This window comes from Vulcanisaeta sp., from assembly GCF_049966235.1.
In the GTDB taxonomy this organism is placed as follows: domain Archaea; phylum Thermoproteota; class Thermoprotei; order Thermoproteales; family Thermocladiaceae; genus Vulcanisaeta; species Vulcanisaeta moutnovskia.
In genome coordinates this window covers 55,262-70,430 of sequence record NZ_JBMFVA010000001.1, presented here as the reverse complement: position 1 = coordinate 70,430, position 15,169 = coordinate 55,262, and the positions used below count along the sequence as shown (strand labels likewise).

Sequence of the window (15,169 nt, the reverse complement as noted above, 5' to 3'; positions counted from 1 at the left end):
ATTATTAAGGCTTATCTTGTTATCTCTTGCCTTAAACATGACTATACCTAAGTCTTAATGCATTAAGTGTTACTGTTATGCTACTTAATGCCATTGCCAAGCCAGCCCATTCAGGTCTTACGGTAATTCCAGGTACGACGCCTGCAGCTATTGGTATTAGAATTACATTGTATAGGAATGCGTATATTAAATTGAACTTTATGTTATTAAGAACCCTCCTTGAGAGTGTGATTAGGTCTATTAATTGGTCGAGCCTATTCCTAAGGAGCACAACATCACCAGCCTCCTTAGTTATGTCTGAACCACTACCCATGGCTATACCCACATCCGCGGCGTTCAAGGCCGCGGCGTCGTTTATACCATCACCAACCATAGCAATCAATCCGTATTTACCCCTTAGTTCGTTGATTATGTTCACCTTATCATCAGGCAATAAGTTGGCATGTACCTCCTCAATACCCAACTTCCTGGCTATTAACCTGGCATTAACCTCATTATCACCAGTGAGCATTACCACATTAATACCGAGCTTTCTCAATTCGCTGATTACCCTAGGAGCCTCAGGCCTTAATGTGTCGCCTATGGCTAATGCGCCTCTAACGGTATTATTAACCACAACATAAACCACGGTATAGCCAAGACCCCTTAACCTCTGAGTCTCATCCTCGATATACTTAGGTAATTCCGCCTCCATACCCTTAACTAGCCTCTCATTACCCACAGCAATCACCGAACCATCACCCAACTGCGAAATTACACCCATGCCCTGTATAGAATCAAAGGACAGCACATCACTAGGTATAACCCCCCTCTCCATTGCATACTCTACTATGGCCCTTGCCAATGGATGCTCAGACTTCGCCTCCGCCGTAGCAGCCAACGCCAAAACATTCTCGTCACCTATAATCGAAAAGACCCTCGGCTTACCCATTGTAAGCGTACCCGTCTTATCAAACGCGACAATCCTAGCCTTAACCAACTTCTCAAGGGCATTCGCATCCTTAATGATTATGCCCTTCTGGGCAGCCCTGCCAACACCTACCACGACGCTTATCGGTGTTGCTAGACCCAATGCGCATGGACATGCAACCACAAGTACTGCTGCCATATGCATCACGGCCAGGTAAATGGGAGACCCTAGCAGCAGCCATGTTATGAGGGTCAGTATGCCCGCGGATATTACGGCCCAAGTAAATACGGCCGAAACCCTATCAACCAACGACTGAATTGGTAACCTAGACGCCTGCGCCTGCCTTGCTAATTTAATGATTTGTGATAATAACGTGTATCTACCATTCCTAGTGGTCCTAATGACAAAGTAGCCCCTAACGAGATGAGTACCCGCTAACACAACATCACCTGAGACCCTATGTACCGGCATATACTCACCACTCATGCTTGACTCATCAACATAACCCTCACCGCTATCGACAATGCCATCGACGGGTATAGCCTCACCCTGCCTAACAACCACCAAATCACCTGGCTCAACCTCAGTAACCGACACCTCAACTTCAGTATTGCCCTTAATAACCCTGGCAACCCTAGGTTGCAGCCTAGCAAGCTCCCTAATAGCCGATGATGCATGTAGCCTAGCCCTAACCTCCAGGTATCGGCCAATCAATACGAATGTTATTACGGCGGCGCTCGAGTCGAAGAACGTAGTGCCAGGCAATAAGTTGATCAGTACTAAGATGCTAAAAACATAGGCGCTCAACGTGCCCAGGGCTACCAGGGTATCCATATTTGCAGTGGCGTTGTGAAAGGCCCTAACAGCACCCTTAATGAATCTCCAGCCTGAGTAGAACTGAACTGGTGTTGCGAGTATAAAGGACAGCAGGTTGTATAAGGGTATAGGTATCAATGAGGTCATTGTTAATATCATCATTATGAATATGGCTGTGGTCAGGGGGACAGCTACAACGAGCCTAAGCAGTATATCCCTTAAATCGCTCTCTACCGTTCTCTTATCAACATCTAGATCTACCTCAGACGCCTTGGAGACGTTGATGACCGTAAAGCCGGACCTCCTAAGCATTGTTGTTAACTCATCACTTGTTATATCCAACGGATTATACTCAATAATTACCGAGTGATTGGTAAGGTCAAAACCTACATTAAATACCCCGATCCTGCTCAGTGCCTTCGTTATTGCTGACTCATCATCCGGATTCAGAGACCTTAGGTAAACCTTGACCTCCTCTCTATACACATCATAGCCAGCCCTTTGCACAGCCCTGAGTAAGGCCTTATAGTCAATCCTAGCCTCATCAACGACGACCTTAGCCTCATCACTCGCTAGGCTAACATTGGCCGTTAAGACACCAGGTACGGAGAGCAGGGCTTTCTGGACGGTTAGACTACAGGTGGCGCAGTGCATACCAATTATCTTTAAGGTAACCTCCCTAGTCCTACCCCCAAACCTCAATCCCACCCTAACATTGGCAATAGAAGTATCAGCATAGTTCATAACATTTAACCCATTGGCATACCTTTCGGGCCCTCCCTAAGGTACCTTTCCGGGTCCTTCTCAAATTCACGTTTACACATTGCTGAGCAGAAGTAATAGATCCTGCCCTTGTATATTGTTTTAAATTGTGTTGTTTCATCAACCTCCATACCGCAGACTGGGTCTATGTGCTTGGGCATGATTATTCAAGGAGTAATTAATGCACTATTCGATAAGGCTTATTATTATCAAACTTTTCATTACTAATGATGGCTCACGAAACAATTGCAGTAAATCTTACGGAGATTGAGTACAGGGTATTGAGTATACTTAGGGAGAATGCGCGGGCAAGTGTTTCAGAAATTGCTGATAGACTTGGCGTTAGTAGAGCGACTGTTTCCAGGGCAATCAGGTCATTGATTAATAAGGGGATTAGGTTTACAGTGGATGTTCCTGAGAATTCGCCTAAGGCCTTTATAATCACTAGTAAATCCCAGACTGAGCTTGGTGAGTGTTATAGGCTTGTTGATGGTAAGTATCTCGTGATTATTAGTGCGAGGGATTATAATGAGCTGATAAGGCTTATAGATGGGGTTGATGGTAGGGTTGAGGTCTTCATAGCCCTGGGTCAAGTCACTAAGCGTGCTGTCCCCATTGGGTTGGTGTGTGATTATTGCGGTGGCCCAATAAGCGTGCCCATCATTTATAGGAGGGGTAGGAGGACGTATTACCTATGCTGTGAGACTTGTTTAAGGGAATTGAAGAAGAAATTAAGTAGGAGTAATAAAAATAAGGCTGACGCACCGTGAATTACTGTGTCATCTGGTAGTGGGAATAAGTGTGTCTTTTATCAGAGGACGTATGATGGTGAACGTTGCATACTCATGCCGCCCGAGGATTGGAGGGTAAGCAGGAGTAAGTTCATTAATTTCTGCCTTAATGGCGGACGTGGATGCCCAGTACTCAGTAGGTACTACTCAATAATTTCCAGGGAATCAGGCAAAGAAGAAAAATAATTTTTATTATTTTATCATATATTAACAGAAAAGTTACTTAAGTATTCCCCTCTGAATCAGTATTATAATCATTATAACCGACGCACTAAGTAGAATAGCTATAAGGCTAGTTATCAATTCATTAGACCCTCCCTGCACTGCCGATATTGCCTGTAAATTACCTGGACTAAGGGTAAATGTGACCAGTGGGAATCCGTATTGATTAATCGGTATTGGGTAATCACCAAGCTCGTATTCGGTGACTGGCGAGTATAATTGGGCTATTGTTGCATTCTCTATCCCTATCACGGGTATTGTATTTATGCGCATAGGCTTCAAGACCACGGGTTCAGCCACGGTGTATGTTCCATTACTAACAACCAATGTTACGTATAGTGTGTAGTTTAATCCATTGTATATCTGTAAAACAACCGCGTCGTTCTCAACAACGTACTTAACAAGCCTCACCTCGGACAACCAACTCCTTATTGTACTAATTATTGCGTTAGTGTACGTTAATGCTTGTTGCTGGAACCAGGCCGGGCCATAGTTTTGCGGCGATAATGTTTTACGTAGTATATCCTCACATTATGTATTTACTTGGTACAAGCGTATGTGGATGCTTATTATTACCTCACAGCATCATTACTTAATGTTTAATTCCTCCGTAGTTGTTTATTAGCTTAGTTGAGGATTAAGCTTATAGATGTTTCATGACTCTTAACGGCCTAAAAATTTGTTGGAGCAAGAAGGTAAAGGGCGAGAAAAGATTAGAATGCGGTGAGTCAGTCAACGACTCAAGAATTATTGAAGAAACCATGAGGTTAATCAGCGAGTTCCTCGATAGGGTTGAGAGACACAAAAGTGCGTTGTTGAGTGATTTAACAACTCCATTTGACCGAGACATCAACGCACTAAGTGATTGGTTAAACGGCGTGGTTATCGTTGTCGATGGCGATGAGGCAATTACGGAGCTTAGGATGGCTGAGCGCGAAGTCGGCGAGAAAATGCTCGCGCTACTGAACCAAGTAAGGGAAAAATGGCTGAGGGTCTACAGGCAAGAGTTAGAGGAGTTGGTTAGGAAGTTGAGGAGGGGTGAAGCAACAATAATCATAAGCGGAGAACCATTCGATAGGAACAAGTCATTCATAGTACATTTGTATACGGAGAATCTGGCAATTATAATAGCCAGGGTCGCCGAATCAGAAAGCATAACATCGCACATATCGTTAACCGGTCTTGGAGGTATTGACGTTATCGTACCTAAGTCCCTCAATGATAAGGGGCTCAGGGCAATACAGTGTGGCTTGCTATTGACCGACGGGTCGATCGATAGGGATGACTACCCGGTGATGGGCACTAACCGGTTATGGCAGGTCGTTGTTTTCACGATGGTGTTTCCAGGCAAAATTCACATGATTATAAATGGCTTGAATGTCAATAATGGTGATGTAAGTGTCATATGGCAGTTAAGGGCCATAGACCATAAGGATGCCTTTGGGAGCAAGGCCGAGGTTGTCGAGGTGGCTGGCGGTCTCGGTGACGATGAATTCCCACTATTCCTACTATTTGTAGTGCTGGGTGATGGCAATGTGAATGTTAAGGAGAGGAGGGTTAGGCTTTACATGGGTTATTCAAAGCTCGAGCTGTGGGGCGATTTAATCGAGAGACTGGAGGGCCTTGGTTTCAGGGAGGAGGATGAGGGACACAAGGTTGCGTACATGGTTAAGTCCTCTAAAGCTGCCAACCTCACCAAGAAAATGCTCAGCAACCCAATAATCAAGGCCATAATTGAGGACCTGGCTCGATTACCAGATGCAGAGAAACTTAGGCGATTAATCGAGCTAGCAAACGTGAAGGTTAAGCCACCGAATAAGTCGTCGATTGAGGTCGTTGATGGCGTCAAGATGACCATTCGCATAGGCGCTGGTGGCATTATTGAGCTTAGGACCTGGCGTAAGGACTATAGGGAGGTCATGAAGATTTTAGAGAAGTTAAGGGATGCAGGATATAAGGAGACCAAGCTAAGTAAGTGGGGTGAAAAGTTCACAGTCTACATGAGTATGGACGTAATTAAAAAGTACCCAGAGCTCATAAGCAAGGTCTGTGAAGTGCTTAGGAAGATTTACGACGAAGCAATGAACGAGGACAATATGAAGAAGGCACGGACAATAGCCAAAGCAATAAGGAAGTTAGGCTGTCAATAACCCCGCTCAAGGTCCACGGGCCTAAAACACTTACCACTAAAGATAAAGCAAGTTATATCGTTCTCAGACAGTCCATGGACATTGAGTCCGAGGTCCTGTTTGCCAGGTCCAGTCACTACCCTCGGCAATGTATAGGTAGTTCCACAGTGTATATATTGGGTTTGTCGAGTTCGGTGTTACGTTGAAGGGTAGTGGTACTAATGGTGATATTGGCATGCCCACGGCCTTCGTAAACGCCACCAGGTACTCCCTCGCCATGGCTACAGAACGCCAAATCTCGACCTTGCCTGAGTAGCCATTATTCCAATTATTCAGGTTTAGGGCCCATGATGACTCGGGCAGGTTCGTTAATACGGCTATGGGCTTATGGATGGCTATGGCCTCACTGGCTGTCTGCGTTATGAACCATGTACCCTGGTACTCAGAGAGTACTTGATAAATGGCCTGTAGATCTGCTGGTCCCGTGGTTGGGTTGAAGATTAGTGGGTTCTCGCCATCTAACGCCACCACGACTACAGCGCCCGGGTTCTGCATGTATATCCTGGCTAGGTAGTGAATCAGTTCCCTGGCGGTCAACTGCGGTGGTTGGCTGAAGTAGGCGAAGGAGAATGTGTTAGAGAGATCCGTGTTCCTAAACAGGACTATTACTTGTTTACCAGTTGAGTCCTCAACAATTATAGGTCCATACGGTGATGGGGTACCGCTGACTACGGTTGCGTAGGGCAGGAACGCTTGGGCATCAAGTATTGTGAATTCAATGCCAGTCTCATTGTATAGGTGGACTAGGCCCATGTTGAATGCCATCTCAGGCGTCCAGGCGCCAGTTGCCTTAACGCCGAATACTTCCTCAGTCATTTCCTCACCCATGAGTATTTGAGCCAATAAATCGCTCTGCCAACCATTGTCATAAATTATCGCCTGCAATGGGTGGTAAAATGGCACGGTTAAGATCTCGACCTTACCCTCCTGGGCAAGCTCCCTATATAGGCTGATTGTGTAGTTTATGGTCTCAAGACACTGGGTCATATTCACATTGAGTGTTGATGGACTTGGCCAAACGGGTGAGTATGGGAATGAACCCTCAGTCAGCATCGTCTCCCACTGATACAGGAGCACTGGTGTGAAGTCTATAGTCACGCTCACGTTATACTCACTAAGTAGGAGTGCTTGTAATTCGTAAGCGCCAACCCATGCCCCGTTCCATAGGAAGTCATGACATGTATGAAGTAAGACCCATGCCTGTTCCCATGTCCCGTTTGGCTCGATGTAAAGCGGTTGATGCATGTTCCACACAATGACCAGGCTGAGCGGTGGCTTACCCGTTGTGTTAAGTACGTAGAGGCTTGGCAACGAGGCTTGAGTTAACACGGTGCCCAGACTATACACCGTGAGCATCGGTGTATATATACCCTGCGGCATATTCACAGTGAAGTTCAACGCTACCGTGTAGTAGCCTGGCATTATCGTTGCATCATAGTAATTAAACTCCTCATTATTCACGGTAAGCGTCATATTAACCGTAATAGGCTCGCCAAACTCATTCTCGAAAAGAACGTAGATAGTGGCGTTCTGACCAACCAGGTAAACATAATCACTATACGTCGCGTTTATGAATACCAACGGTGAGTATACGTCCTGTATTGCGAAGTTCCCGTTGGGTGTGCATGTTACTACACCACTTATTAGGTTGGCTGAGCAGTGTAGCCAGGTATTGGTCGTTGTGTCCCAATAGACCCACTGAATCCACTGCCCTGGCTGGAATGGGCCTATCATAACCGAGTAATTACCCCAGAGTGGATTGAACGTCATTGCGGTGTTCATGGCTCCAGATGTACCGCTCGTAGTGTACCAAGGCACGTTTCCTGGGCCTGAGGTTAGGCCGTACCAGAGGAGTATGTTGTCTGGTGCCCTACCGAGCATGGTTATTAATATTGAGCCATTTGGATAGACGTAGGCCCATGTATATCCTTGGTTCGGTGGGTTAACGTCAACGTTCCAATTCCAGAAGGGTACACACTGGTAGTTAATCCAAGTATTAGTGGTTGCGTCATGAAATACCCAGGCAACCCAAGTACCTGGTTGGAAAGGTCCGATGGTAACTACGTAACTGGTCCCATTCCAAGTCATTAACGTGTCAGTAACGCTTGACCAAGACCCCTGCGGATATGGCTCAATGCCCCAGTGTAAGTAGACTTCGTGACCCTCCGGTAACCCCGTTATCGCCACTGTTATGTACGCAGGACCTGACGTTGGTGTTACATTAAAGGACACTACATACGGGCATGAGCTTTGGGCATGGGTTATGGGTGTTGCGAGTAGTGCTGCTACTATTAATAAAAGAAATATCGTGTATATTATTTTAATTGTCATAATATTTGGGTATTTTTTAGATATTTAAACTTTTCTTTTCAATTATTCTTTTAAATACTTTCAATCTATTATGCCTTAACCCCGCCCATCGCGTATATCTGCACCAGGTACTTCTGGAATGCAATGAATATTGCGAATATTGGTATTCCCATGAGGACGGAGAATGCCGCGAGTACATTATACAGTGTTGCCCTATTAACGAACGCCAGATAATACATGCCCAGGGTCAGCGTCCACATATTGCCCTGCATTATAAATGCATTTGCCAATGCGTAGTCTGTGTAGGCGCCCATGAACGCGAGCAGGGCAACGAAGGCTATTATTGGCTTAGCCATTGGTAGGAGGATTCTGAAGAAGGCTCCTGGTCTCGTTAAGCCATCAATTAACGCGGCCTCCTCATAATCCCTAGGTATTCTATCGAGGAATACCTTAACTAGGTATGAGCTGAATATCGACGTACCCCCAGAGTAAGCCAGTATTAGGCCTACGTATGTAGCCCATCCCCTAAGCATACCCAGCGATGCAAACATTAGGTACAGTGGTAATGCCGTTGCTGCGAATGGGAAGAACGTCATGACGTAAATCGTCACCATTAATGTCGTTTTTCCAGGCACGTTAAACCTTGACAGGGCTGCCCCAGTTATGAAGGCAACAATCACCGTAATCGCAACCGTACCTGCGGCGAGGATTAAGCTATTCCTTAGCCATAATAGGAATGGTTCCCTAAATAATATGTAGTAATAGGCCTCTAGGGATGTGTTTTCAGGTAGGAGTGAGCGTAGGGTTATTGAGGCTAGGGTTGGTATTGGGTTCACAGATGTAATTATTATGTAGTATATTGGGAATACGGCTATGGCAGCTATTATAACAAGCACAATGTACGATATACCAAGCCTAAACAAACTAATTACCCTATTCTTTAGGCTATACTTATTGCTCATGTTATCACCTCAAGAACCCTACCAACCCTAAGCATTAGTATTGCCATGATTGCTAGGATAATTGTTGAAATCACCGAGTACGCAGCGGCAATGTTGTAATAACCATAGGAGAAGGCCTCCTGGTACGTATAAACAATTAGTATATCGGTTGATATGCCTGGGCCACCCCCTGTCAGTATGTATATTGGGTAGAAATTATTCCATGTAAAAACGAAGCCGCCAACACTGACGAAGGCTATGGCACTCCTCATTAGGGGTAGTGTTATATACCTGAACTTATGCCATGCGTTGGCGCCGTCAACCACGGCAATATCATACAATTCAGTGGGTATGCTCTGTAGGCTTGATAGGAAGACCGCAGTGTAGTATGGGAATGATAACCACAGATTCGTTAGTATTAACGCTGCCCAGGCCGTGTTCGTGAATGTTAACCAATTAATTGGCGGTATCCCAAGCAATCCAAGGAATTTATTGACAATTCCATACTCATAATTCCACATACCATACCAAATCACTAGGGATATGTATGCTGGGAATGCCCAGGGTACCAGGAGCAACGTGAAGAAGGTATTCCTACCCTTAATATCCCTCTGATTAAGTATTAGGGCTAGTATGAACCCTACGAGAACCATGGGTATTAAACTACCCACCGTCCAAATTACCGTGTTCAGCAATAACGTATAAAATGTACCACTTGTTAATAATTGTTCATAAATTTTTAAACCAACAAACGTGTAATGAAATAGATGATAAAGATTGAAGTTTGTGAATGATATGTACACGGCATAAGCCACCGGGTATAGAAAAAGGAATAATGCAATGGCTATTATGGGGAGGAGGTAAAGATATTGAATAAAAACACGATCTAATTTTTGAAGAGAATCCATTATAAGTCACCTTAATTAACCACCCGACTGAGCCATCTGCTGAAGCATGTACTGCTCCATGCCCTGAGCGGCAGCCTGAGCGGTCGTCTGATTAGCGAAGTAAGCAGTTGCATACTGATGGAATGCTGGCCAGTAATAAGCCATTGCAGGTATGTTGGGGAACTTCTGACCATACTGAGCCTGGGCAAATATACCCTCCATAATGTCATTCAGACATGATGGTGATAACTGCCCAGCCTTCAACTGACTAACTGCCTGGTTATAGGCCTGTACGTTAGCTGGTATGTCATGTGCATAATTCCATAGGTTAAGATCCGCCTGTGGACCAGTCATGTAAAGTATAAATACTAACGCAGCCTCCAACTGCTGTGGCGTAGCACCACTTGCTTGCGGCGATGCAATTACCCAACCAGTACTACCTATGAGTGGACTTGCATGCAGCCCTGTCTGACTAACAACAGGTAATGGTGCAGCACCTAAATTGCAGCCAAGGGCCTTAAAATACGTCCCAAGGTCCCAAGGGCCATCAAAAATAATAGCAGTCTCATTACTCGTGAATAACTGGCCTTCAAGGCTTGGGTTCATGTCCGGGGCATTTATGTGTAGGCCGTACGTTAAGTTATACCAGAATTCTAGGGCGTTAACCATGGCGCTTGAGTTGAGTTGTGGCATGTTGTTGGGACCGAATATCTGCCCGCCAAAACCAGCGAACCAGGCGGCGAATCTATAGCCCCATTCAGAGCCAACGCCGTAGGCGATGCACCACACGTGGTACGTGCTATTGACTTGAAGACACATGTTGATTAGTTGGTCTGTGGTGTTTGGCGGTGATGTTATGTATTGCTTGTTGTAGAACATGACTATGTAGTTTATGTTGTCAGGTAAGCCATAATAACCATGAGCACTTGGCGTGTTTAAGTAGAAGTTCTGGGCGGCAGTGGGTAGGTATTGTTCGAATACTGATGGTAGTAAATACTCACTTAAGTTAAGTAGTAGGCCTGCTGCGAATAGCTTACCTGAGTCGTCGCTTGTATCCCTATATACGATTGGGGCTTGACCGGCCTTTGCAGCTGATATGAAGTTGCTCGTTGCAATGCTAACGCCGTAAGTGACTTCAACGTGTATGCATGGGTATAATTGTTCAAAGGAGGTTAATGATGTGTTAAATGCCTCGTTCTCACTTGTACTGTAGGTGTTCCATACGGTTATTGTTACATTACCAACCTTTGAGCAGAAGGTTTGGGCAAAACTTGAGCTATAGACGTTTTGTGGCGTAAAGTCTGACATTGGTATTACAAAACCCGGCGCAGTTGCTTGGGTTGTTGAGGGTTTATATAGATAGACTACGGCCACCACTGCGGCTATTATCACTATCACGGCAACGACTATGCCTATTATAGCGCCTGTGGATAGTCCTAGCCTATTCATACGTCTTCAAGTATTATGAATAGGTTTAAAAGCATTACCGTAATTGATTTATATAGTTCATGCATAGTCATAAATAAAAATGACAAAAATTAGATATTTGTTTATATGTTTATACCTAGGTATACCCATTAATAAAGGAGTCTTAATACCTATATAAATCGTAAATACTTTAGTATATTATCTACTCCTTATAATGAAGTAGGAACCGCTCAGAAGCCCGTCTCTATAACTCCTTGGTTCATTACTTAAATGAACCTCATACTCATCATCATAATAAATTAATTCATTTGAGTTAATTACTATGCGTTTTGGCGCTATGGTTAAACTTGTTAGCTTCGCTATGAAATTACCAAGAGAATTAGGATCATTAATTCTTTTCCAATCCATACACCTCCTATTGTCAGGGTCGAGGCCTCCCTCAAGCATTACCTCATCACCATAATAGAGCATTGGAGTTCCAATCCAAGTATATATGAATACTAATGCTGCCTTAAACTTCTCAATATCATTGTTTAACATAGTTATTGCTCTTGGCGTATCATGAGTATCCGCAAAGAGCCAGGAATTTAGGAGGAAATACCTTGGTAATAGCCTCAATTGTCTTTTAAGAACATAGGCAAGCTCATCAGTACTTATCTTATTATCTAGGAATTTAATCAGCGGCTCCCAGACCTGGTAATTCATAACTCCATCAACAGCATTTCTCCAGAGAAATGGGTCACCCCAAACCTCAGCAATTAATGGTTTATTAATGAAATTCTTCAATTCCCAAAGAAACCAGGGCGGTATACCGGCGCCAACATCAATCCTAAAGGCATCAACACCTATCAATGACCAATGAAGCACAATACCCTTAACCCACTCACCGGCGAACTTCATGTTAAGCTTAGGCATTCTCTTAACGTTCATGAACTTCTCATAATCACCATCATAAATGTAGTACCAACGGGAGTACTCAGGATCGCCATTTAGGGCTGCCTTAAAGGCAGGATGTTCGGAACCCGTGTGATGAATAGGCAAGTCAAGTATCAACTTAATACCAAGATCATGCGCACTCCTCAATAATTCCTTAAACGCCTTATTACCACCTAAATCATCATCAATATTGAGGTAATCGATAACATCATACCTATGATAAGACATAGCCCTAAAGATGGGCGTTAAATAAATTGCATCAAAACCCATGGACCTAATGTAACTAAGCCTATCTCTAATGAAGACCAAGTCACCGCCAAGCCTATCCCTTGGGCCACCCTCCCTCTTGCATCCAAATCTGTCAACGAAAATCCCATAAATAGCACTAAATAACCTACGCCTAACTTCACGAACCTTCCTAACAAAACCACTAAGTTTAAGTACATTAAATCCATTCTCCGTAGGGCCATCATCAAGAATAACTTCACCATCAATTAAGTACCTGTAGTAATATTTACCTGGAGGTAACAAGACATATGCACAATAGTCAGAGCCGCAAAACTCAAGTTCAATAGGCTTCATAAAGGCTGTGAAATTACCAACAACAAAGGCAGCCCTCCTAGGACGTCTACTCACTGAAAATCTAATGAAGTAAACACCGCCATCCCTAAACACAGTAACAGGCATTAAATCAATCGCAAAGCCACGAACTTAAATTAATTAACCCAACGAGAAATAATAGCATAAAGGCTTAAAAACCGACGTGTTTCTAATGATTACGAGCCCCGGTAGTATAGCCCGGTCAAGTATGTGGGCCTTTCGAGCCCGTGACCCGGGTTCAAATCCCGGCCGGGGCACTACCCAACTTCTATTTTTCTCTTAGTTTACTTACCTGAGTTAAGTTTTTATGCTATGTTTGTTGCCCTGATTTGTGAGGGTTAGGGTTAAGTTTTTCGGTGAGCTTTATGAGTTAGTTGGTACATTTAGAATTGAACTTGAGACTCCTAGTGGTCTTTCTATACGTGATCTTATTGACCTAGTCTCACGTACATTTAACCCTAAATTCACAGAGGCTGTGCTTGATGGCGATGGTAAGTTGAAGGGTGAGTATGTAGTATTGGTTAATGGTAAGGCTATTGAGTGGCTTAATGGTTTAGCTACAAAGCTCAATGATGATGATGAGGTTGTGTTCCTACCACCCGCAGAGGGGGGTTAATCGCTTCATTGCTTTCAATTTAATTAGACGTGGCTAACGATTCCTCAGAAGAATGATCTTGATTAGGATAACTTATAAATTAGTCCTTGATTCCTTATCATTAATGAGTTATACTCATTGGGTTGATAGGATAGCGAATCAAGTCCTTGAGAGATGCCGTAGTGAAGGTAAGGATGAGTGCGTACTTAATGGTGGCTTAAGCGTTTCTGGGCTCCAGCACATTGGTAGGCTTAGGGGTGAGATAGTATTGAATAGTGTTATTGCTGAAAGACTAAGGGATGCTGGCTTAAGAGTTAGGCAGGTCTTAACCCTATACACTGTAGATCCCTGGAAGGGTAAGGATAAACAACTAGAGCAGTTTCTAAACCCTGAGGTGGGTAGGAAGTACATTGAGTGGCCGCTTGAGCACGTTCCGGATCCTAAGGGTTGTCATAAGTCCTGGGTTGATCATTACTGGAGGGACTTTGGTGATTACCTTGATTACTTCGCGAAGAATGTTGAGGTTATAACGACTGGCGAGATGTATAGGGAGCATCCTAGGATGAGGGAGTTCATAATGATGACCATGAGGAATAGGGAGAGGTTGATTGAGGTCATTAATAAGTATAGGGGTAGGAATCCGTATCCAAAGGATTGGATACCCTTCGAGCCAATTTGCGAGAACTGCGGTAGGATTGGCACTGCGGAGGTCACGAAACTAGACCTTGATAAGTATGAAGTTGAGTACAGGTGTACGTATTGCGGACATGTTGGTAGGGCTAAGTTGACTGATGGTAAGCTTCCGTGGAGGGTTGAGTGGGTTGGTGTTTGGTACACGTTGCAAGTCGATTTTGAGCCTTATGGTAAGGATCATGCAATGCCAGGTGGCTCAAGGGACTCTGCAATTGAGATTGCTAAGTCCGTTTACGGTATTAATCCACCGTTAGGTACTTGGTATGAGTGGGTTGGTTATGTGGTTAATGGTAAGGACGTGGGTGACATGGGTAGTAGTGACTTCATAGGCTTTACGCCGAGAGAATGGGTTGAGGTTGCTGAGCCTGAGGTTCTTAGGTATATCTATATATTCCATGAGCCAACAAAAAGGTTAACATTTAGTCTAGATTCCATTTATCAATATGTTGATATTTATGATAGAGCTGAGCGCCTTTACTATGGAATTGATAAACCAAGCTCTAAGGAGAAGGATTACCTAGACTTAATTATTAGGTCCTATGAGTATGCACAGTTAAAGAGACCATTACCTAGGGAATTGCCGTTCCAATTGCCGTATCTCCACGCAGTGGCATTAATACAAACATTGCCGCAGTCATTAAGTGAGGATGAGCTTATGGAGAGAGTTATTAAGAGACTGAAGGAAACAAAGATACTAACGAAGGACTTAGATAATGTGTCATATGAAAGGATTAGATCAAGGCTCATCAGAGCTCGTAATTGGGTAAACAAGTATGCACCTGAGACCTATAGGATTAGAGTTCTTGAGGAATTACCTGGTTCCATAAGGAATTCGTTAACGGATGTTCAAAGGGCTAAGTTGAAGTTGCTGCTACAGGAGCTTGAGAGAATTGACGTTTGGAGTGAGGATAATATTAAGGAGGCGATGAAGAGCGTGCCTAGGGAGGATAAGAACATTGAGAAGGCTTTCTTTGAGGCCACGTACTTAATATTCTTTGGTAAGCCAAGTGGTCCGAGGATAGCGCCATACTTGGCGATGCTGGGTAAGGAATTCGTACTTAATAGGTTAAGGGATTCATTGAGGTGATT

Annotated in this window: 12 protein-coding genes, 1 tRNA gene and 1 pseudogene; 6 read left to right on the top strand and 8 right to left on the bottom strand. The window is 44.1% G+C overall.

Annotation, left to right across the window (positions count from 1 at the left end):
- Positions 1 to 31: 31 nt before the first annotated feature.
- Entirely contained in the window at positions 32 to 2,470 is a 2,439-nt protein-coding gene (locus tag ACP5L5_RS00390) for a heavy metal translocating P-type ATPase (RefSeq protein ID WP_428760842.1), read from the bottom strand.
- A gap of 5 nt (positions 2,471 to 2,475) precedes the next feature.
- Positions 2,476 to 2,649 (bottom strand): YHS domain-containing protein, encoded by a 174-nt coding sequence (locus ACP5L5_RS00385; protein ID WP_428760841.1) that lies wholly within the window; start codon positions 2,647 to 2,649, stop codon positions 2,476 to 2,478.
- 69 nt (positions 2,650 to 2,718) lie between these two features.
- Between ACP5L5_RS00385 and ACP5L5_RS00380 the strand changes: the two genes are divergently transcribed.
- Positions 2,719 to 3,258, top strand: a complete 540-nt coding sequence (locus ACP5L5_RS00380; RefSeq protein ID WP_428760840.1) for a TRASH domain-containing protein — start codon at positions 2,719 to 2,721, stop codon at positions 3,256 to 3,258.
- Positions 3,259 to 3,264: 6 nt separating this feature from the next.
- Entirely contained in the window at positions 3,265 to 3,465 is a 201-nt protein-coding gene (locus tag ACP5L5_RS00375; RefSeq protein WP_083805462.1) for a hypothetical protein, read from the top strand.
- A 33-nt stretch (positions 3,466 to 3,498) separates the two neighbouring features.
- On the opposite strand, the gene ACP5L5_RS00370 is transcribed toward ACP5L5_RS00375, so the two are convergent.
- Positions 3,499 to 3,912 carry a hypothetical protein gene (locus ACP5L5_RS00370; RefSeq protein ID WP_428760839.1) on the bottom strand — a complete coding sequence of 138 codons (414 nt, stop codon included), beginning with the start codon at positions 3,910 to 3,912 and terminating at the stop codon, positions 3,499 to 3,501.
- Positions 3,913 to 4,157: 245 nt separating this feature from the next.
- Between ACP5L5_RS00370 and ACP5L5_RS00365 the strand changes: the two genes are divergently transcribed.
- A complete protein-coding gene (locus tag ACP5L5_RS00365; RefSeq protein ID WP_428760838.1) occupies positions 4,158 to 5,651 on the top strand; it encodes a hypothetical protein in 1,494 nt (497 codons plus the stop codon).
- 75 nt (positions 5,652 to 5,726) lie between these two features.
- On the opposite strand, the pseudogene ACP5L5_RS00360 reads toward ACP5L5_RS00365, so the two are convergent.
- The 5 genes and pseudogenes from ACP5L5_RS00360 to ACP5L5_RS00340 all read right to left on the bottom strand — a co-directional run.
- A pseudogene (locus ACP5L5_RS00360) lies at positions 5,727 to 8,021 on the bottom strand (glycoside hydrolase family 57 protein); the annotation flags it as partial.
- Positions 8,022 to 8,089: 68 nt separating this feature from the next.
- Complete coding sequence (locus ACP5L5_RS00355) at positions 8,090 to 8,962, bottom strand: sugar ABC transporter permease (RefSeq protein WP_428760837.1); 873 nt, start codon at positions 8,960 to 8,962, stop codon at positions 8,090 to 8,092.
- A complete protein-coding gene (locus tag ACP5L5_RS00350) occupies positions 8,959 to 9,849 on the bottom strand; it encodes a sugar ABC transporter permease (protein WP_273303909.1) in 891 nt (296 codons plus the stop codon). The genes ACP5L5_RS00355 and ACP5L5_RS00350 overlap by 4 nt, the downstream gene beginning before the upstream one ends.
- A 15-nt stretch (positions 9,850 to 9,864) precedes the next feature.
- On the bottom strand, positions 9,865 to 11,277 hold the full coding sequence (locus ACP5L5_RS00345; RefSeq protein WP_273303911.1) for an extracellular solute-binding protein: 1,413 nt from the start codon (positions 11,275 to 11,277) through the stop codon (positions 9,865 to 9,867).
- A gap of 177 nt (positions 11,278 to 11,454) precedes the next feature.
- The gene (locus ACP5L5_RS00340) at positions 11,455 to 12,879 is read right to left on the bottom strand and encodes an alpha-amylase family glycosyl hydrolase (protein ID WP_273303913.1); all 1,425 of its coding nucleotides are present in this window, start codon (positions 12,877 to 12,879) and stop codon (positions 11,455 to 11,457) included.
- 95 nt (positions 12,880 to 12,974) lie between these two features.
- Between ACP5L5_RS00340 and ACP5L5_RS00335 the strand changes: the two genes are divergently transcribed.
- The 3 genes from ACP5L5_RS00335 to lysS all read left to right on the top strand — a co-directional run bounded on the left by ACP5L5_RS00335 (position 12,975) and on the right by lysS (position 15,167).
- Positions 12,975 to 13,049, top strand: a tRNA-Glu gene (locus ACP5L5_RS00335).
- Positions 13,050 to 13,123: 74 nt separating this feature from the next.
- Entirely contained in the window at positions 13,124 to 13,408 is a 285-nt protein-coding gene (locus ACP5L5_RS00330; protein ID WP_428760836.1) for a MoaD/ThiS family protein, read from the top strand.
- Between the two features lie 103 nt (positions 13,409 to 13,511).
- Complete coding sequence (gene lysS, locus ACP5L5_RS00325; RefSeq protein ID WP_428760835.1) at positions 13,512 to 15,167, top strand: lysine--tRNA ligase; 1,656 nt, start codon at positions 13,512 to 13,514, stop codon at positions 15,165 to 15,167.
- Positions 15,168 to 15,169: the final 2 nt, after the last annotated feature.

Coding starts and splice junctions, on each gene's coding strand:
- ACP5L5_RS00380 (WP_428760840.1), top strand. CDS start 2,719: ATGGCTCACGAAACAATTGCAGTAAATCTTACGGAGATTGAGTACAGG.
- ACP5L5_RS00355 (WP_428760837.1), bottom strand. CDS start 8,962: ATGAGCAATAAGTATAGCCTAAAGAATAGGGTAATTAGTTTGTTTAGG.
- ACP5L5_RS00390 (WP_428760842.1), bottom strand. CDS start 2,470: ATGAACTATGCTGATACTTCTATTGCCAATGTTAGGGTGGGATTGAGG.
- lysS (WP_428760835.1), top strand. CDS start 13,512: ATGAGTTATACTCATTGGGTTGATAGGATAGCGAATCAAGTCCTTGAG.
- ACP5L5_RS00340 (WP_273303913.1), bottom strand. CDS start 12,879: ATGCCTGTTACTGTGTTTAGGGATGGCGGTGTTTACTTCATTAGATTT.
- ACP5L5_RS00385 (WP_428760841.1), bottom strand. CDS start 2,649: ATGCCCAAGCACATAGACCCAGTCTGCGGTATGGAGGTTGATGAAACA.
- ACP5L5_RS00350 (WP_273303909.1), bottom strand. CDS start 9,849: ATGGATTCTCTTCAAAAATTAGATCGTGTTTTTATTCAATATCTTTAC.
- ACP5L5_RS00365 (WP_428760838.1), top strand. CDS start 4,158: ATGACTCTTAACGGCCTAAAAATTTGTTGGAGCAAGAAGGTAAAGGGC.
- ACP5L5_RS00345 (WP_273303911.1), bottom strand. CDS start 11,277: ATGAATAGGCTAGGACTATCCACAGGCGCTATAATAGGCATAGTCGTT.